At 33.4% G+C, this 21054-nt stretch carries 11 protein-coding genes; all 11 read right to left on the bottom strand.

What is annotated here, in order from left to right:
* The 11 genes from AC0J6S_RS02375 to AC0J6S_RS02425 all read right to left on the bottom strand — a co-directional run bounded on the left by AC0J6S_RS02375 (position 1) and on the right by AC0J6S_RS02425 (position 21040).
* Positions 1 to 927, bottom strand: a complete 927-nt coding sequence (locus tag AC0J6S_RS02375) for a carbohydrate kinase family protein (RefSeq protein WP_474955266.1) — start codon at positions 925 to 927, stop codon at positions 1 to 3.
* A 16-nt stretch (positions 928 to 943) separates the two neighbouring features.
* The gene (locus AC0J6S_RS02380) at positions 944 to 1885 is read right to left on the bottom strand and encodes an MFS transporter (RefSeq protein WP_474955267.1); all 942 of its coding nucleotides are present in this window, start codon (positions 1883 to 1885) and stop codon (positions 944 to 946) included.
* Positions 1886 to 1892: 7 nt separating this feature from the next.
* Entirely contained in the window at positions 1893 to 2249 is a 357-nt protein-coding gene (locus AC0J6S_RS02385) for an MFS transporter (protein WP_474955268.1), read from the bottom strand.
* Positions 2250 to 2383: 134 nt separating this feature from the next.
* A complete protein-coding gene (locus AC0J6S_RS02390; RefSeq protein ID WP_474955269.1) occupies positions 2384 to 3298 on the bottom strand; it encodes a GyrI-like domain-containing protein in 915 nt (304 codons plus the stop codon).
* A 14-nt stretch (positions 3299 to 3312) separates the two neighbouring features.
* The gene (locus tag AC0J6S_RS02395; RefSeq protein WP_474955270.1) at positions 3313 to 4671 is read right to left on the bottom strand and encodes a vanadium-dependent haloperoxidase; all 1359 of its coding nucleotides are present in this window, start codon (positions 4669 to 4671) and stop codon (positions 3313 to 3315) included.
* A gap of 12 nt (positions 4672 to 4683) precedes the next feature.
* The gene (locus tag AC0J6S_RS02400) at positions 4684 to 7941 is read right to left on the bottom strand and encodes a VCBS repeat-containing protein (RefSeq protein ID WP_474955271.1); all 3258 of its coding nucleotides are present in this window, start codon (positions 7939 to 7941) and stop codon (positions 4684 to 4686) included.
* A complete protein-coding gene (locus AC0J6S_RS02405) occupies positions 7934 to 11239 on the bottom strand; it encodes a VCBS repeat-containing protein (protein WP_474955272.1) in 3306 nt (1101 codons plus the stop codon). The genes AC0J6S_RS02400 and AC0J6S_RS02405 overlap by 8 nt, the downstream gene beginning before the upstream one ends.
* Before the next feature lie 236 nt (positions 11240 to 11475).
* Positions 11476 to 13041: a RagB/SusD family nutrient uptake outer membrane protein gene (locus tag AC0J6S_RS02410; protein ID WP_474955273.1), complete on the bottom strand. Its 1566-nt coding sequence runs from the start codon at positions 13039 to 13041 to the stop codon at positions 11476 to 11478.
* 11 nt (positions 13042 to 13052) lie between these two features.
* On the bottom strand, positions 13053 to 16025 hold the full coding sequence (locus tag AC0J6S_RS02415; protein ID WP_474955274.1) for a SusC/RagA family TonB-linked outer membrane protein: 2973 nt from the start codon (positions 16023 to 16025) through the stop codon (positions 13053 to 13055).
* 725 nt (positions 16026 to 16750) lie between these two features.
* Positions 16751 to 18973 carry an alpha-galactosidase gene (locus tag AC0J6S_RS02420; protein ID WP_474955275.1) on the bottom strand — a complete coding sequence of 741 codons (2223 nt, stop codon included), beginning with the start codon at positions 18971 to 18973 and terminating at the stop codon, positions 16751 to 16753.
* 60 nt (positions 18974 to 19033) lie between these two features.
* Positions 19034 to 21040, bottom strand: coding sequence for a glycosyl hydrolase family 95 catalytic domain-containing protein (locus AC0J6S_RS02425; protein WP_474955276.1), 2007 nt, complete (start codon positions 21038 to 21040; stop codon positions 19034 to 19036).
* Between the last annotated feature and the right edge of the window lie 14 nt (positions 21041 to 21054).

The following is a 21054-nucleotide window of genomic DNA, read 5'->3' on the forward strand; positions in this document are numbered from 1 at the left end:
TTAAAGAAGTTTAGAAAGGATATTGATATTGTCTGGAAGTCGACCTACATTTTGAAGTTTTAATGCGGCTAACTTTAAAGCGATATCCAAACATTCATTAATTGATTTTTCTTTTATGTAAGCAAATAAAAAACCCGACCAAAAAGCATCACCCGCTCCTGTGGAATCCATTACTTTTTCAATTTCTATAGCTGGCATTTGTATTATTTCTTTCCCTTTTTGTGATAATTTCACTCCTTTACTACCTAAAGTTAAGCAAACCATGTCCACTCCTTGTTGGTGAAAAAATTCGAATATCTCTTCATGCGGAAGTTCTTTCTCAAATAATCGCAACATATCATCTTCACTAATTTTTATTAATGGATTGAACTGGCAGTATGTTTTGATTACTTTGAATGCCTTTTTTTGACTTTTCCACAACTTTCTTGCATAATTAAGATCAATACTAAGCTTACATCCTAAATCGTGCGCCTCTTGAGCCTTCTTTAAGATTGTTTTTTGCGCTGGATTCTTACTTAATGCGAAACAAGTGGTATGGAATATCTTTGTATTAGAGAGGATTTCTCTCGAAATTTGCTCTTCATAAATACAACAATCCGCTGAACGATAGGGTATAAAATCAGGCGTACCCTCAGACCTTGAAACAAAAATTACACTAGTAGATTTATCGTCTAGAACGTTAAGGTGTTCAGTATTCACTCCAACACTTGTTAAGCGTTCCTTCACGTAGGAACCAAAACCATCGTTCCCCACTGTTGCAACCATTATAGTATTCAAACCTAATCGAGTGGAGTTCATTGCTACATTGGTAGGCGAGCCTCCTAAGTACCTATGATAATCCCTAGTTTCATTAATCAGCACACCCTCTTGATGACCAATAAAATCCACAAGAACTTCACCCACACAAAGGATGTCTATAGTTTCCATCTTATTATTTATTGTATTATTCACTTACGTTTGTTTTTTTAATTTTGATTAGTAAAGTACAAATAGCAGCAAGCACTAATAAAACTCCAGCAAAAGTAATTGCTTGACGAGGGTCGTTATCTAAGAAATTCTTTAAAATGTAACCAAAAGATAGGTTTTGGATAATCATAGGAATAACAATCATCATATTGATAATCCCCATATAAACCCCATAACGCTCTTTTGGAACAACAGCAACAACCATCAAATAGGGAATACCCATCATACTAGCCCATGCAATTCCGTAACCAATAATCACCGCAAAAAATAAATATTGATTATCTACTGCTGGAAACCACAAAAAAGAAATAGCTCCGAACAACAAACACACAAAATGAATCATTTTAGCACCGTGTTTTTTTGCCAATTTAGCCAAATAAAAGGCAATGGAAAAGGTAACTATAAATCCAAACGCACCTATTAATCCGTTCCATTCTACTGCTTTTTCATAACCCATCACATTCTTTGGAGTTACATTCCACACGGATAAGGCAATACTTTTTGAATTATTTTGCCAATAGCACATCATAGCATACCACTGAAAAAGATATACTAAAAACAGTTGCCACATTACTGTAGGCATTTCTAAAACAGCCTGGTAAATATCAATAAAGGGCGAAAAAATCTTTAAGGGTTCTGCTTTTAGAATAGCTAATTCTTCCGCAGTAGGTGGGATTTCTTTTGTTTTACTCATACTCCACCATATAGAAGTTACAGAAAGAACTGCTCCTAAAAAGAAGGAAGCGTAAATCCATGTTGGCAACGATCCTGTATACCCAACAAAAATAATTGGAAATAGAAATAGCGAAATATAAGCGAGAAACTGCCCGAAGCCGGTAAAGAAACTCTGCGCCTGAAAACCTGTTGGTTGTTGTTCTTCATCAAGTGTATCTGCAATAAAAGCACGATAAGGTTCCATTGCAGTATTATTTCCTATGTCTAAAATCCAAAGCAAACCAGCGGCCAGTCCATAAGGAACTACTAAATGGAAATAAAAATAAAGCTATACTACAAATTATTGCTCCGATAAAAAAGTACGGCTTGCGCCTTCCCCATCGTGGATGCCAAGTTTTGTCACTCATCGCTCCAATAATGGGCTGAATCAATAATCCTGTTAATGGTCCTGCTAGATTCAGTATTGGAATTTGATCTGGACTTGCATGTAAAAAATCATAAATAGGATTTACCGCACTTTGTTGCAAGCCAAAACTATATTGTATCCCAAAAAAACCAACATTCATATTGATAATCTGCCAAAAGCTTAATTTTACTTTTAAATTCATTCTAGACGGTTAATTTGTTAATTTCTTCTAAAATTAATTTTAATATTGCCAATTAAAAACAGAATTAAAACAAAAACGTTTTCGGAACACCCGAAAACGTTTTCGATAGTTTAAAATCACCTAAAAAAATTAATTTATTTTGAAGTAAAAGGAATAATTATTTTAGTTTCCCATTCTAATTCATTTCCTCCATTAAAAGGATTTGCCAGAAAATGTTCCAATGGTTTATTTTCTAACTTATAGCCATGTTTCTTCGCATAGTCCAGCAGTGCAAACCATGCTCTGTCAGAAGTCCTATAATTTCCAAAATATGTTGCCTGAAGCCCTTTTAGCGGAGCTATCGTTTTAAACTTGACATTACTGTCCAGAACATATTTTGTGTTTTTTGGAATGGGAAAACAATAATTAAAACTTACAATTTCTTTATCCTCATCCCAATCGGTAATTTCTAAATAGGGACGATGTCCGATTATTTTTATTTTATTTCTATCTAAGTAACCTACAATTACAGGATCATATTCAAGCATAGTTTGCGCTTTTTCTTGCAAAACACTTTTTAAAGAAATGTATGCTACATATATTTCTTTAGAGGAACCTTCACCATCAATTCTAATTTTAAAACCATCAATATGATCTTCAAGCCCCAATTTAAAGGATTTTATTTTATCTATTTGCTCTGTTCTAAACTTGGTTGAAACAAAAGGAGCTGTTAACCTATTATACAAGGAATGATTTAAATCTTTTATTCCAACGGTAACATTGGTCATTGAATCGTTAATTGTTTTCATATCCCATGAGTATTCAAGTTCTTCATTTCCCTTTTTCATCAATTGTTTGATAAAATCGAAATTCCTTTTTTCTAAAACAGTGTATGTCTCATTTTGTTTTTTAGACCTGATTGCCGTCCACTCTAAAATACCTTGGGATATAGTTCCTGTTGCAGCATTAACTTTGAAAGTAATGGTATAATCCGATTGCTTAATTAAAAAATACCATCCTAAAAAAGAAAGTAACACGACAACTAATAACCACTTTAACTTATTATTCATTTTATGAATTTGATTTATTTAGATTTAAAAAACTTAATCTTGCTATTAATATATGCTCCTAGGTTTGTCCCTTGAACTACCCCATTTTCGATTGCGGCTCTATAATGAATCCCTCCGTACAATCTACTAATTGAAGCCTCTGCTGCGGCTTGTTTGAATGATTTAAAACTTCTTTTTGGTAAACCAAAAGGAATTTCAGAATCATCAACATAACTAAAATTATCTCCAAAAATTGAGGTTAAAATTACAGATGAACAAGAAGAAACAACTGAATGTCCACTAGTATATTCTGGAAAAGGAGGTGTTTGCAGTTGTGGTCTCCAATTTTCATCAATATATAAATTAATATATGTTTCTGGCCGAATAACATTAGTACTAAATTTTCCATCCCAGCAACTTATAAAACTTTCAAAAATTCCAATTGATGTTATAGTATTAGTAAAAATAGCGGTTTCAAAATCAGAATTAGATTTTTTTAATGCAATTTTGGCAATATTAATCCAGTGGGCATCTGGAGTATTTTTCTTTTTCGCAAACATCATATGCCCTTGTGTTACTGTTGCATACGGATTGCAATCCCAAAAATTCGCAATCGCCGATTCTTCAGGAATTAGTTCGATTTTGGCTTTTTCAACCTCAATTAATTTTTCAGAAATCATATTTCCTGTATCGTACGTTTCTTTTGCCTCTTTATAAAAAGAAGAATTTTTATCTGTAGAAAATGGATAAGGCGCAACCGGTTTAAATTGAGAAGCTGAGTCCATAACCAAAGTTCTTATCTCACCCCAGTGTGGTTCAATTGCATCCATATAAGCAGGAGGTGTTGGTTGCCACCTTCCGGGCTGATCCGTGTAAACAGAAAACTTAGGAAAAGTTCGTGTTTGCTTGTAATTATCTTTGCTCATCCAAACTTTAATTCTATCCACTACTTTCAAAGCATATTCCTTTGAAACATCAAATTCTTTTTGATTTTCATCACTCCATTTTTGATATAAACTATCTCTATATTTCTCTAAAGCTTGCTCCGAAAAAATCAATTGCTTACTTACTTCCATATGTGCAATAAGTGCCGCTAACTTTTGATTAACCCCACTTTTTGCATCCAAAGTCGGAATAGAATCTAACCCATTTAACTGTCCTTGTAAACTTTCATACTTAGTACTATTTTGAGCTATAATCTCATAGGCTGCAATATTAGGATAAACGTAAATTCTACTGGCAACTGGAGGCGAAAAGATGTCATGCACCATTATCCCTGTTATCGTATCAACTGCTGAGCAATAATCATTAGTGGTTACTACAATGGCTTTCTCTTTTTTACAGGACGTAAAAAAAAGAATTGTAATTCCTAAAAGAAAAATTTTAATTTTCATTTTTTGATTGATTTAATTTTTATTCATTGGAAGTTCATAGACCTCCGCTTTTTTATTATTTACAGTTACCAATAAATATTTTTTACTATTAAGTGTAATAATATCTAAATGGCGTACCGCTTTTTGCGTCAAATCAATACCTATTTGACTTCCTAAATAAATCGTTTTTTGATCTTTAATTAACGCTCCCGAAAAGCCATCAAATCGGCTATGAAATGGAGTTACTCCAAAATAATTTCCTGCAGCAAAAACCTCATCCTGTCCATCGCCATCAAAATCTGCTTTTGCAAAACTCGTAATTGGGCTTACCTGCATTTTATTAGAAAAGGGAACAAAAGTAAATTTACCCTTGTCATTTCTTAAATATCCAGATTTTAAATTATGAACTTCATATAATTCCGCCTTTTCTAACATTTTAGAATCAAAAACTTCCTCAAGTGTTTTACCGGCAAAAGATTTATAGCTGGTAAACTTCTTTTTTACCATACCGCTGAATTCCTCTGCTAGTTCATCTAACCCCATAGTAGTGTAGTATTTTCCATCCTTTTCGACAGCAACAATTGTTTCAAATGTATCGTTAGTGTCAAAATCATCATAATACATTTTCATAGGAAAATTTTGTGAGGCTCTGAATTTTGAATTCATTCCCCAGTTTCCAACTAAATAGTCTTCGTCGCCATCCTTATCAATATCAAAAGAGATTATTGACTGCCATAATCCATTACTTTTTTCCGGAAAAACAGTTCTAGTTATATCTGTGAATTTGCCATTTTTGTTCGCAAAAAAAGTAGGTTTCATCCATTCTCCAATAACAATTAAATCTGGAATTCCGTCATTATTAAAGTCAGTAACCACTGCATCTGTAACCATTCCAATTGCTTCAAAAGTTTTATTTTGAACTATCGAAAACACTCCTCCGTTATTATTCAATAAGTAACAATCCGGCATTCGGCCAAAACTGTTATATTCTGAATTATGTCCGATAAATAAATCCAAATCACCATCATTATCATAATCAATGGCTTTAATAACCGATGCATTCATTGATTTTGTAACCGGAAAAATGCTTTTGATTAAATTATTCCCCAGATACAACCTATGAACCAGATCCGCTGCATATTGTCCGCTTCCTGAGGCAACTACCAAATCATTTTGTTTATCCCCATTGAAATCTCCGATCACAGCCGCAGCGTCCTCATAGATGGAATCTAAAGAAATAGCTGGCAATTGTTTTTTAACAAATCCTTTTCCATTTTGAAGATATATAGCAGCTAATTTTCCTTGAGCTCCCCCAAAGAATATATCCTCTTTACCATCATTATTAAGATCGCCAACAACAGCAGCCGGTCCCCTATCAGAACGTTGATATGGTATCAATTTTTGAGCTGTAAAATCGATAAAGTCATTTTCTTGATGTATAAAATCGATCCCTAAATTAGTTTCTGATTTTTTAAAAATGGGCATTACAATCGGATGTAATTTGGCATAATCGAATACCTTACGACCCTGTTTAGCTTGGATTGTAATGGTCTGATTTGTCTTAATGTTTTTTATCGTTTGAAACGTTTTATCAGGCCAAATTACCTGAATAGAATCTACTTGCTTTATTGTTCCATAACCAAAATGAATTGTTGGTTCTGAGCTCGATTGAAAACCACGAGTTGTCTGAACTTCTTTAAATTGTTTTTTTCCATTTACATACGAAATCACTTTACTCCCTACCCCAAAGATGTTTTTCGCACCAAAACGTAATTTTAATTTTAAATAATTGGCTTTATTATCCGTCTTATTTATATAAATAGAAGCTATATTATTCAAATTATTAGTCACAATGTCTAAATCCCCATCATTATCTAAATCCGCATAAGCGCCACCATTTGAAATAATAGAATCATTTTCTATCCATTCATTTGATTTATTTTTAAATTTCAAATCTTTGCCTCCTTCAAACATATAGTTTGTCACATTGCCTTTAGGCATTTTATTCAACGCTTGTCTGTCTAATAACTTTGTTGTGTTGAGTTTCGTTTTTACATTCTCATTCGAAAAATACTTAATGTAATCCAAATCATTTGGTCTTTTGGGAATTCCATTACAAATAAAAATATCTTGCTCCCCATCTTGATTATAATCCGCAAATAATGAGCTCCAGCTCCAGTCAGATGCAGCTATACCGCTCAACAAAGCGGTTTCAGTAAAGTGTTGCCCTGCTTGATTAATTTGCAGCATATTTCTTGTATATTGATAGTGATATCCTAATTTTTCTGTTCTAACTTTCAGCATTTGGGCATTGTCATCTCCGGCTGAAGATTTCAAAGCTTTTTCATCCTCAGGTAACATGTCTAAAGTAATTATGTCCGGAAAACCATCATGATTAATGTCGGCAACATCAACTCCCATCGAAAATCTACCGGTGTGCCCAAAATATTCTTTTAAGCTTTCCGTAAAAGTTCCATCACCGTTATTGAGATAGTAATAATCATCTTCATGAAAATCATTACCTACATAAATGTCAGGATACCCATCTAAGTTAAAATCAGAAACTGCTAATCCTAAACCATAACCATTGGCTCCTCCAAAAATCCCTGCCTGCTCGCTAACATCTATAAATTTTCCATTATCATTTCGGAATAACTTATCGCCACTTTCATAGTTTCTATTGTTTCTGATACCTGCCTTGCCATAAGATGCTTCCGAATGTATCGCATGATTCAACAGATACATGTCTAAATCTCCGTCAAGATCATAGTCAAAAAAAGCTGCCGAAGAACTGTAATTATCTAGATCCAATCCGTATTCAGCAGCACTTTCAGTAAACGTATTATCTTTATTGTTAATAAATAGTTCATTATGGCCTTCGAAACCATTAATTCCAACTACGGCACATACATAAATATCTAAATATCCATCTCCATTTATGTCAGCCATTACGGTACCTGTATTCCAATCACTTTGTCCTTCTATACCGGATGAAGGGGAAATATCTTCAAATTTATTGTTGCCTTTATTCAAGTACAATTTGTTTTTTCCCTGATTGGAAGTAAAATAAATATCCACTAAACCATCATTATTGATGTCTCCAAGCGATACACCTCCACCATTATAATAATATAGATAATCTAAAATAGAGATGTTTTTGGATTCAATTAATTGATTATTAAATGTAACATTACTTTCAGCCGAAGATAATTTTTCAAATAACTGTCCATCTTTTTTGGAGCAACCTACAAATAATAATGATGCAAGTCCTATCTTAATTATATTATTCATTGATTCTAAATAGTTTAGGTGCATTATCATTAATAACCGCTAATATTGAAACCGTATTATTTTTATCTTTTATTACTTTAAGTTGTTTTACTTCGCCTTTTACGAAAAAACCAGATTTATTATAAGGAGTCCATGAAAAAGTACCTTTTTTATTCCCCAAAAGAACACTGCCAAAATTGGCATCTAATCTGGAAAACTGAGGTTTAAATTCATATTGATTTCCTCCTAAAATCAGATCAAGTATTCCATCATTATTTACATCCATTGTGCAAATAGTGTTTACGCAAGAGAACTGTACTTCTTTTGGAAGTATTTGTACTTCAAATTTTCCATTGCCTTTATTCATAGCAACCATGCTCTCTTGAACAGCTACTGTTTTCTGAATCGAATTAGTTACTATACCCGGAGTAAATAATTCCTGGAATGTTTTCTGAGAATAATCAGCATAACTCAAATTATTCTTCTTGATAGAAGGAATTTGCTTAGCTAAATCTTGTTTTAAATGGATTGGCATATCCTTTCCATTTATTGATCTAGTTGCTATTTGCTCAATGGTTCCATTGCTGTCAAAATCATTAGTAAATAATTTCAAAGGATTTCCTTTTGTTGGTTGATAAGACGTATTAGTGCCTCTATTTCCAAGAATTAAATCTTTTTTACCATCCTTATTGAGATCTACACAAGATACTGTATTCCAAAAACCAGTATATCCGCTGAGATTTGTTTTGTATGAAATCAATCGTCTTCCTGTATTTTTGAAAATCATTGGTGCGGTCCAGTCTCCAACTATTATTAAGTCTTTCTTGGAATCGTTATCAATATCTTCCCAAACCGCATTTGTTATCATTCCTACCGTATTTATTTTGAATGCAATTTTATCTGTTACGTTAGTAAAATTTCCTTTTCCGTCATTTTCTAATAATAGATGTTTCGGATCTATACCATATATTCCAGGAACGCTTCGACTCCCTATAAACACATCCATATCGCCATCATTATCAAAATCACAGGGTGCAATCACGGAGACATTATTGTTCGTTGTTGGCATTGTGGTTTTACTTTTTACAAAAACTCCCTTTCCATCATTTAAATACAAGCGGTTTTTATAGTTAGCCTGATCTGATTTCTCATTTCCTCCTGAACCAACTAATAAATCAACGTGACCGTCATTGTTAGCATCAAAAAAACTGGCGACAGTATCTTCAAAACCGGCATCCGATTCCAAATCTTTTTGGTCCAAAATCGAAAAATTACCATTTCCTTTGTTCACATATATTTTTCCGGCTTGTCCTTTGGCACCACCAATAAAAACATCTTCATTTCCATCATCGTTAATATCAGCCACTGCAAGTGCAGGCCCTTCTTGCGATAGCATTTTAGAAATTAATCCTTCATGATCAAAATCGACATAATCATTTTCTTTGTGGGCTAAAAACGGGGCTTTCTTTTCTAAAAACAGGGGCTTGAGTATTTTGTTTTTTGGAATATAATCCAATTTAGCTGTTGCAATATTTAAATTCATTGTGGTATTATTTACCACTTTTTTAATAATTTCAAACTTTCCATTTGGCCAGATTACTTGTAAAGAATCAATTTTTTTGGTTCCAATACCAAAAGTCATCACATAATCAATTGATGATTGAAAACCCCTGGAAGGAATTAATTCTTGTCTAAGAATTTCTTTACCTGAGAATAATTGCACAACACTTCCTACAGCAAACTTATTTTGCCCTTCACCTTTCAATTTTACTTTTATGAAATGATTATTTTTGTTTTTTTCTGAATTATTACGATAAATAAAAGCTTCCATATTGACGTTATTTACGACTAAATCTAAATCTCCGTCATTATCTAAATCCCCATAGGCAGCTCCATTTGAAAAACTTGGCCTATCCAGTCCCCAATTTGATGCTTCATTAGTAAAGGTTAGATTTTTATTATTTCTAAAAGCATAATTTGATATAGGTGTGCTCGGCATCTTTGCAATAATCTTTTCAAATTCTTCTTTCTTACCTGTAACTACCATTTTTTGCAAAAAGTCATTAGCAAAAAAGTCCATGAAATCTTGATTCGTAAGATCATGATAAATACCATTGCAAACATAAATATCTTTATGACCATCATTATCCATGTCAAATAGTAATGCACCCCAACTCCAATCTGTTTTAGCAACTCCAGCAAAATTAGCTATTTCTAGAAATTTGTTATTGTCATCGTTAATGTGCAAGGCATTAGACATATACTGATTAAAGAAATCCATATTTAATTTCCTCGTCAATAAATCATAACTATCAAAACTAGTTGTTGTTTTTAAACGAACATCCCCTTCTGGCAACATATCAGTTGTAAAAATATCCGATTTACCATCATTATTTACATCCGCTAAATCCGCCCCCATAGAAGATTGGCTCATATGAGTTGTCCAACCTTGAATTTGTTCTGAAAAGGTACCATTTTTGTTATTAATGTATAAATAATCTCTTTCGTAGAAATCGTTAGAAATATAAATATCCGGATATAAATCACCGTTGACATCACCAACAGTCACTCCTAAACCAAACCCAATTAAACTACTAAAAATTCCAGCTGATTGGCTAACATCAACAAATTTTCCGTTGTCATTGCGCATTAACCTATCACCTCCTCCTTTTAGGATGTTAGCAACATCCCAATCTTTATCACGTAATTCTCTTTTATTAGAATAGTTTAACGTCCCCACCGGAATAAAACTGTTGTTCAGAATATAAACATCTAAATCTCCATCTTTATCATAATCAAAGAAAGCTGCGTGAGTTGTAATTCCTGTATCAGCCAGATTGTATTCAGCTGCTTTTTCAGTAAAAGTACTATTGCCGTTATTAATGTATAATTGACTTTTTCTTGTAGCATCAATATTACTTCCTGCATCACAAACATAAATATCTAGAAAACCATCCGCATTGATATCCACCATAACCACGCCTGTTGACCATGCTTTTTTACCTTCAATTCCTGATTTTGTTGAAATGTCTTCAAATTTAAAATCTCCTTTATTAAGATATAACTTATTAGTTCCTTGATTGGAAGTAAAAAAAACATCTGCAAGACCATCATTATTAATATCACCAATAGCGACTCCACCTCCATTGTAAAAATTACGGTATTTGAAGATATTCATATTCTTACCGTTTTTTACTTCATTTTGAAAATTAATACCCGTCTGAGAGGCATCTAATTTGGTAAATAAGGAATCCGAATTTCCCTTAGAACAACTTATAAAAATTATAAATAGAAAAAAAAACACAATACGTTTAACCATCTTAAAAATGAATTAATTTAAATAAATATAAAGGAGCAATTTATGTTTTTTTCAGTTTATAAAAAAATTAAAAACAACCTAAAATGCTATGAAATAGTACGAAATAGTGAGAAAGAGTTAAAATAAAACAAAAAAAAGAGCTCCGTAAGAAGCTCTAATTATAAAAAAATAAAAGAGGGTAAAATATTACCCTCTTTATCACTAACTCAAAAACATAATTAACAATAAACAATATTTTAGTACCCTGGATTTTGTTTAATATTAGGATTCAACAAAGCCGTAGTTGGCACTGGTAATAACACTCTGTAGGCATCCGTGTTTTTCATTGTTGCTCTAGCAGTAGTATAAGTTCCAAAACGAATCATATCATTTCTTCTCCAACCTTCTTCCCACAACTCAGTAGCTCTCGCTTTATTAATACCTGATAAAGTTGATAAATCAATTACTGTAGTAATTCCTTGACGCGCTTGTAACTGCGCAGCAATAGCTACAGTAGTAGTTGTACTTGTACCACCTCTTAAAATAGCTTCTGCTTTCATCAATAATGCATCTGCATAACGGAATATTACATAATCATTTTCAGGCTTATCCAAATTGGATGCATCCGGGATGTATTTCTGTGGACGAATACCCCATCTCTCTAACCAGTTCTGACCAGTGATTTTACCATCTGCCGGTAAACCAGCAAGATCACTTTGAAAATCCAAAGGCAATGAACCATTTTGAGCTCTTGTTTTCAGAGCTACAACTCCTCCTTTGTCATATTGTTGCCCTCTACGCATTCCTAAAGGACTTCCTAAAGCAGCAATAATAGCTGGATCATCATTATTAATACGTCTGTCAGACGGGTTGAATTGATCATAATATTCCTGCAATACAGAAAATCCATTCCAACCACTTGGAACCTGATTGTAATGGTTACCCATATACCATCTTGATCTTATTCCATTTATTCCTAATCCCGCAACCGCATCAACACCAAGAACATTTTTAGATGTTAAAATTAACTCTGGACTAGTATTGTTTGCTGGCTTAAAGTTATCCCAATAATCAGCAGCTAAAGTTGTCGCACTAGAAATAGCATCAATGTTTGAAATTACTTTGTTCATATTCGCCACATTGTTAGCATTGAATCCAGTATGAGTAGGCGAATCAAAGACCGCTTTATTCAAATAAATTTTAGCTAATAAAAAGTGAGCCGCATCTTTACTTGCAATAGAAGGGTCAGATGAGTTTTTTGCAGGTAAATTAGGCAATGCTTCTTCAAGCAAAGCAATAATTTGAGTAGTAGCTTCTGGTGAAGTCCATACCTTAGGGAAATCATCTGGAGAACTACCCGCTTCTCTGTAAGGAACTTGACCATATAAATCAATTGCGTTATAGTAATAATACGCTTTCAAAAATTGAGCTTCTGCTTTCTTACCAGCTGGAATTCCTTGAATCGCTAATGCTAAATCACAACTATAAACACTTGACAACATTTGTTTCCAAGCACTGTTAACTTCTCTACTATCTGCTTTCCAAGTATGAAAGTGATCTTCCAACCAAGCTCCACCATCACCCCAGTCACCTGCTCTTGTTGGTACAATTACAAAATCCGTTGTAACCTCTGATACTGCAAATATTCCGCCCTGGTCTTGAAAATTTTTCAACCCATTATACGCTGAAGTCAACACCGCATCTGGATCTGCCTTGGAAGTTTCAGTTGCATCAAGGATTTGTTCATCTAAATTAGTACAACTAACTCCAAGAACTAATGCCCCTGCAAAAATGCTATACTTTATAAAATTATATTTTTTCATTTTTACTCTAATTAAAATGTTACGTTAAGACCTACTGAAAAAGTTCTTGCTCTTGGATACGATAAATAATCGATACCTGCTGAAGGTATTCCATTTAAAGCTTTGTTAGTATCAACTTCTGGATCAAAACCTGAATATTTAGTAATTACAAATAAGTTAGAACCGTTTACATAAAAACGAGCTGATTTCATTTTAAAACGTTCTAAAACATCTCCTTTAACAGTGTATCCTAGTGTTAAATTACCCATTCTAATGAAATCTCCTTTTTCAAGATATTTAGTAGATGGTGTGTTAGCATCAGATGTTGATTGAACTGAATTTGCAACTTCTGGAGTTACGTTTTTACCTCCCAATTGATTTTTGAAGAAAAGAGCGATATTTGTGTTGTTAAATAAATAATGACCAAATGCTCCGTATAATGAAGTAGAAAAGTCAAAATTCTTGTAAGCTAAGCTAGTTGAGAAACCTGCAGTCATTTTAGGTAATGGCTGTTTGTCTAACATTTCAGCTGTTGGAGCACCTCCTTTATATTGCGAAATTCCATTTGCGTCATAACCAGTAAATTCAGCAAGATAGTATGTGTACAATGGATATCCATCTTGAATTCTTTGTACAAAAGAATCCGTTAAACCAGCTCCAGCAATAGAACCTACATTATAAATGTTTGATGCACCAAGATTTTTGATAGTATTTGACAAGAATGCCGCATTACCAGAAACATCCCAAGTTAAATCATCCGTATCAATTACTTTGTAATTTAACGAAACCTCAACTCCTTTGTTAATAAGGTTAGCCGGTAAATTTTGGTATTTAATCCCTTGTGGAGATGGCTGCCCTGAAGTTGAAGGAATTCCAATGATTAAATCAGTTGTGTTTTTGTTGAAATAATCAACAGATCCTGTTAATTTGTTTTTTAATAATGTAAAATCCGTACCTACTCCATAAGAAGTTGTAGTTTCCCATGTCAATTGAGAATTGGCATTGTTAACAACATTGAATTGATCTGGTCCATTGTATTCAATGATACTTACAGAAGAGTTTCTTGGGAATTCAGTATTACCTGTTTTACCTGCATTTACTCTTAATTTCAAATCATTAACTAATCCCTCTTTTCCGTCAACTAGTTTGTAAGCCAAACCTAATGAAGGGAAATTTCCGTATTTTTTCCCGTCTGCTGCTTTAGAAGAACCATCACGTCTTACTGTTAAATCTAAGTTCAATTTATCATAGAATGAAAATGATGCTCTTGCAAAAACAGATTGTAATTCAACTAATCCTTTATAAGAACCAGTTCTTGTTTCTGTAGGAATTCCACCTTCCATATTATCTAACAAATTAGTCTGTGTAGCAGCAAAACCTTTTGCAGATACGAAGGTACCATTAGAATTATAGTTATAGTAAGAATATCCAGCAATTGCATTCAAATTGATATCTTTTGTGATATCTGTTGTGTATGTTAAATTATGCTCAATTGTTTTATTTATTCTCTGATCAGTAGAAACAGCAGCTTGACCTCTATATATTTTTAAATCGGCAGGATTAGTTGCTGTTGCAAAATCTTGAATAATAATATCCGGAAGAGCTTGTTGTTTTACAGTTGAATTAGAAGTTTCCATACCAAAAACCATGTTGTATTTCAACTTATCAGTTAATTTCACAGTAGTTGTGATACTTCCTAACAGTTTAGATAAATCACCTTTATTTGAATATGAATTCAAAATATGAACTGGGTTAACATAATCACCACTTACTTGTGTGTAACCGGCTGATCCTGCAGGGTCATAAACTGAACGTGTTGGGTTCCAATACAATGAAGAACTCAATAAGTCACCAATATAACCTGTATTATCAGTAGTTAATCCTCTCTGATCTTTTACATTAGAATAAGCTATACGAGTTTCTACTTTCAATCTTCCGTCTAAGAAATCATTTGAGTTATAAAAAGTTGCAGTATATTTATTTAACCCCGTATTTCTTATAATACCGTCAGTATTAGCCATCCCTAAGGATAGTCTAGTATTAGACTTATCCGTTCCGCTTGAAAAAGATAAATCATGATTGATAGTACTTCCTGTTTGCAACACTTCTTTTTCCCAATCGAATGATCCACCAAAATGATTTGCAGTTTGACCTGGAGTTGCTGCAACAAATTCGTCAGCAGACAATACTTTGAAATTTGCTGAATAAAAATTAGAAGTGGTATAAGAAGTTGAATAAGTTAATTCTGGAGTTTGAGATTTTCCTTTTTTAGTTGTAATAATAATTACCCCATTAGCCCCTCTAGCTCCGTAAATAGCCGTAGAAGAAGCATCTTTCAAAATAGACATACTTTCGATATCATTTTGATTGATAAAACTTAATGGATCTTTAGCTGACGACGTACCGTTACCTAAACTTGCTCCACCGGAAGTTACATCACCCCCAGCTAAAGGAACTCCATCTACAACAATAAGAGGACCGTTACCTCCACGCAAAGAACTATTACCACGAATTCTAATTGAATTTGAGGCACCTGGCTCTCCACTTGAAGAAGTAATTTGGACACCAGCAACTTTACCTCTCAAAAGTTCAGCTGGGTTAACTGCTGCTACGTTGTCAAATTTCTTTGAACTCAATTGATCAACAGCACCAGTTGCGTCTTTCTTTCTAACAGAACCGTAACCAATAACGACTACCTCTTTTAATTCAGCCGAATCTTCTTTTAAGATTACTTTCACTGAAGTTTTTCCTGCTACATTTACTTCTTGTGACATAAGACCAATGTAACTAAAAACTAAAACTGCGTTTGGGCCAACGTTTTTGATAGTAAATTTTCCATCTAAATCCGTTTGTGCTCCGTTTGTTGTTCCTTTTACCAATATAGAAGCCCCTGGAAGCGGACCGCTAGCATCAGATACTGTACCAGACACATCTTGCGAATAAGTCAAACTTGTACAAAGTACCGTTAGAAACACCATCAAGCCTTTAATTAGACTATTTTTCATACGTAATAAATAAGTTGGTTAATAATTTGTTTAAATGGTTTGTTTTAAAACTTGGAATCAAACATAATACTAATTTTATGATAATTTTATGATTCTATAAACTATAACGTTTTCGGTAGCCCGAAAACGTTTTCGATTTAAAAATTAATCCTTTAAAAAATTAGCTCAAAAAATAAATTTATAATAAAAAAAATAAATTAAAAAAACACATAGTGCTGCTTTTTTACATTTTTGATTACATAAATCAATAACAGAACTAAAAAAAGTGCTTTTTCCCAAAAAAAAATTGCGAATAATGCATCTTAATAATTTAACTTATAAAAACCCTTATTTTAAGGGGCTTTTAAGCAGCTTTCTAAGATTATATCACATATTGATGTAGAAAAGAAATAGTGGTCAAAATAAGAACTGAACTACCCTGAGAAATGCTTTTATAACACTTATTAAAGCCAAAAAATATATTGGAAAAACAAATACCTCTATCAATTCCATCTTAATTTGAAAGAATTAAAAGAAGTATTTACAATAAAATTATTTCTTGTTTTATTATTTTTATTACCGCTGCCAAACAGCAATCATGTGTTTTCTTTTATTCTAAAATAATGTGAAGACACTAATTTGTATTCTGATATAATTAGTCTAATGGTTATAAAAACAAAAAAACAGGGTTTAACTTATTTAAAAGTCAAACCCTATTTGTAAACTTTAGTTATTTAAAAAAAAAATTACTTTACTTCATTTACTTCTAGAACTACACTTGTTCTTTTCAAGTTAACATTAGGATTAATTCCAGCTTTCATTAAAAAATCACCTGAATATACTTTATCAGATGCAAGTGTTGACGAAACACCCGGATACAAGTTAATTTCTTTTACAGTATATTTTTTGTTAGGATCCAAGCCATTGAATACAACCGGACGCTCTGTTGCTGTTATATTAAATCTATTGTTAACTAAATAATTAAAAACAACTGCTTTGCTCTTGTCCTGATTTACATACATCAGTGCTGCAATATCATTTTCATGAGGATTGACTAAACGGAACATATCGCCATGCCAAACAATATCTTTAAAAGAATTGTAATTTGTAATGGCTTGTTTACAGAATAATTTATCATCCGCATTTAATTTACTGGCTACAATATCAAAACCTAGTTTACCCATACTCGCTACATCAACTCTAAACTTCAATGGTTGTTTTCCCCAATCAGTAACATGATTGTCTGTAGAAATTGAAGGGAAGAAATAAGAATAATCCCATTGAACAAAAATTCTTTCTAAAGGTTCCGTATCATCAGTTGGCCAAAATTCTGTAAAATATTTGAGTAATTCATAATCACCTCGACCACCACCTCCAGAACACAACATCATCGGTACTTTTGGATACTTTGCGCGAATTCGTTGCAATACTTTATACAATCCTTCCGTATAATCTACATACAAATTAGATTGTGGCAATCCTTTTTTGTCTAAGTAATTAGAATACGCATTATAGATAACCGCGTTACAATCCCATTTTATAAAAGCTAATTCCGGATTTTTTACAAATAAATTATCTACAATTCCAAAAACAAAGTCTTGGACTTCCGGATTAGACAAGTCCAATACTAATTGGTTTCTATAATAAATTTCAGGTCTTTGCGGTTGTTTTATAACCCAATCAGGATGCTTTTCATATAGCTCACTCCTTGGGTTTACCATTTCAGGTTCAATCCAAATACCAAATTTCACCCCTTCTTTCTTGGCCTCTTTCACTAAATAACCTAAACCGCTAGGTAGTTTCTTTTTATTCTCTTGCCAATCCCCAAGACCTGCATCATCATTGTTTCTTGGATATTTATTACCAAACCAGCCATCATCCAATAAAAATAAATCTACCCCTAAATCTTTTGCGTCTTTGAACAAACCTGCAATTTTATTTTCATCAAAATCAAAGTAGGTTGCCTCCCAATTATTCAATAAAGTAAGTCGTTCGCCTTGACCATCAAGAAGTCTGTATTTTCTTGCCCAATCATGTAAATTCCTACTGGCTTCGCCCGTTCCGTGATTAGATAAAGCATAAATAAGCGAGGGTGTTTTGAAAATTTCATTTGGAGCCAAAGAATATTCCGAAGCAAACGGGTTAATCCCAGCAATTAATCGAAGATTTTTGTGAGAGTCAATTTCAAAATCAAGTTTAAAGTTACTGCTCCAAGCCAAATGGCCTATCATAACAGTTCCCTCGTTTTCTGAAGCGGGCTTACCAAAAGACATCATAAAATTAGGTGTTTGCAACAACATTGCTCTTGTCCCTAATTTAGAATCCACTGTTCTTATACCTTGCAAAAGTTTAGTTTCTATAGGCTGCATTTCTTTTAAATATTCACCTTGAAAACTCGTGAGATAGAAATCTTTTCCAGCGAAATATAAATTAGCGGAAGCATATTTCTGTAATAGAACCGGTTTTTTCTCCTTATGCTTTATTTCGGTCCATTGCTCAATTATATTTTCTTTGGCCCAGACTTTATAGAACAAAGTGACTTCAAATGGATAAACAGGGTCTTTAAGAAGAATTGTTGTTACAGAAATGTTAGCATCAATTTTTTCAATTTTATGGCTTACATATTTCAGTTCCAATGAAGGGTTTCCATCTGCATGTTTAACCTGAATGGCAGGTTCAGAAAGGTTCCAAGTGCCCGAAGGCGTGTAAGAAGAATTGTAAATACCCGAATTAAACTCATCATAGTTATATCCTGCAGAAACCGCCGCATATTCATTTGCATTTTCAAGTGGTTTGCCAAAATAAACCGTTCTCAACCTATTAATATTGTCGGTTTGTAACAATAACATATTATCTTTCGTAACAACTGGGATAGTTACTGTTTGTGCCAATAAATTGGCTGCACCAAGTATAAAACTAAAAAGGAATACCTTTTTTTTGTTAAAGTAATGAGCAATCTTTTTTTTCATAATTAGTATTGTTTGGTTTTTAGTTTTTTTATTATGGGAAATAAATTAAAAAAAGGATTTTTATTCTATTGTAATTGTTTTATTATCAACTCCAAGTCCAATTATTTTTAATGATTTCCATTGTTTTGGCAACAATCCTTTATTGTATTTCAATCCCATATCTGTTTGTTCCACTCCTCCAAAACCGTAAATAACCGCCTGAAGCATGGCTCCGGCTCCTGTAGCAAAATATGGATTATTACTATTGGCTGATTCCGAAAACACTCCAAAAGGCGGGCGACTGTTTGGCAAATAAGATTTTACAAAATAACTATACGCTTTTTCTTTGTCGCCTAAACGGGCATACAAAACAGATAAAACTCCGGAGGCCATTGCTGGTCCATCTTTTTTATCAATTTTTTCAGCGTAATATTCTAAATCTCTTTTTATTTGATCTTTGTTTGTGATTACGTGTAAAGGATATGCTAGTAAATTCACATCGGCTTGTTTGATCATTTGCCCTTGATATCCTTTGTAATTTTGTGTTATTCCTTTTTCGGTGTGTATTGCTAATTTTTCCGAAACGGCAACCCATTTTGGATTTATTGGTTCGCCCAAAATTGTAGCGGCTTTGATCGTATTTTTCAAAGACTCAATAGCGGAGGCATTTGTAAAGGCATTATCATCTACATGTTGCGCATATTCATCAGCACCGACTACATTTAAAATAGAAAAACTCCCATCCTGATTTTGCACCACTCGACTTACCCAGAAATCAGCTGTTTCTTTTAGAACTGCCCATTCTTTTCTCAACCAAGATTTATCTTGCGTGTAGGCGTAATAATTCCAAAATGCAATCGAAACATCAGCCGTAATGTGCTGTTCAAAAATCCCGGTCAGCGCCCATGTTGGTGTTGCTTCTTCTCCCGTATCATCAGATTCCCAAGGGTACATTGCTCCTTTATACCCATAAATAAATGCTTTTTGTTTTGCTTTTTGCAAACGGTCGGAGCGATAATCCAAACATGATTTCGCCATATCAGGCTGCAGTGCCAAAAGCGTTGGATACATCCAAAGTTCCGTGTCCCAGAAAATGTGTCCGTTATATCCTTGCGACGACAATCCCATCGGTGCAATACTTTGTCTGGTATCAGGACGGATGTACGAATACAAATTATACAATGCAAAACGAACGCGTTGTTGGGCATCTAAATCTCCTTCAATTTGAATATCACCTGTTTTCCATAGTTCAGCCCAAGCTTGCTTGTGACGATTCAATAATTTATCAATTCCCTCTTGTAAAGCATAAATAGGTTGTCTTTCGGATTCATTCAAAGGATCTGTAACATCTTTTGAGGTGCAAATTCCTCCTGCAACTGCAAAACGATATTTTTTTCCTTTCAAAAGTTTTTTGGTAAAACCAACTTCTTTACCTGTTTGTTTTAAGGTTTCACTTTCCCCATCAAAAAGAAAAGTGGTTGAAGCCGCAACTGTATATTTACCCGTGAGCGTTTTGGCAGTTGTTCCAAAAACTGGCATTAAATATTGATTGTCTTTCAACACTCGAAACTGACTTTTAGCGTCTTTCAATTCATCAGGAACAACCATATAATTGTTAGCCGTAATTTCTATATCTTTAGTAGGAGTAATTTCGACAATTGCCATCGCTGAAAAAGGAATAGCTCTATTCGCTAAAATAGTATAGTTAATAGTAGCCAAATCTTTAAATGAAAATGAAGTGGTGCTTGTTCCTTCTTTCATAGAGACTACTTGACTCCAATTATCTATATTATCTGATTTGATATCTTCCTTATTTATTGCCAAATGCAGATTCAGAAATTCAATTCCGCGAACTATTCTGCTGATTCCATTTTCTGGACTTCCGTCATAAACGCCATTCAGAATAATTTCTTTTGTTTTTAAAGGCGTATCATCGGTAACAATTCCTATTTGACCATTTGCCATAGCAACACCAAAATAATTTACTCTTGAATTTGCGTATAAATGCCACTCATCTGATTTGCTTTGACTAAAAGCGACTGAACTTAGTAAGAGCATGAAAAACAAACTTTTAACTGTTGAAATCATAAATTAATTTTTTA

The sequence above is a fragment of the Flavobacterium sp. TS_SC_5 genome (genome assembly GCF_056156265.1).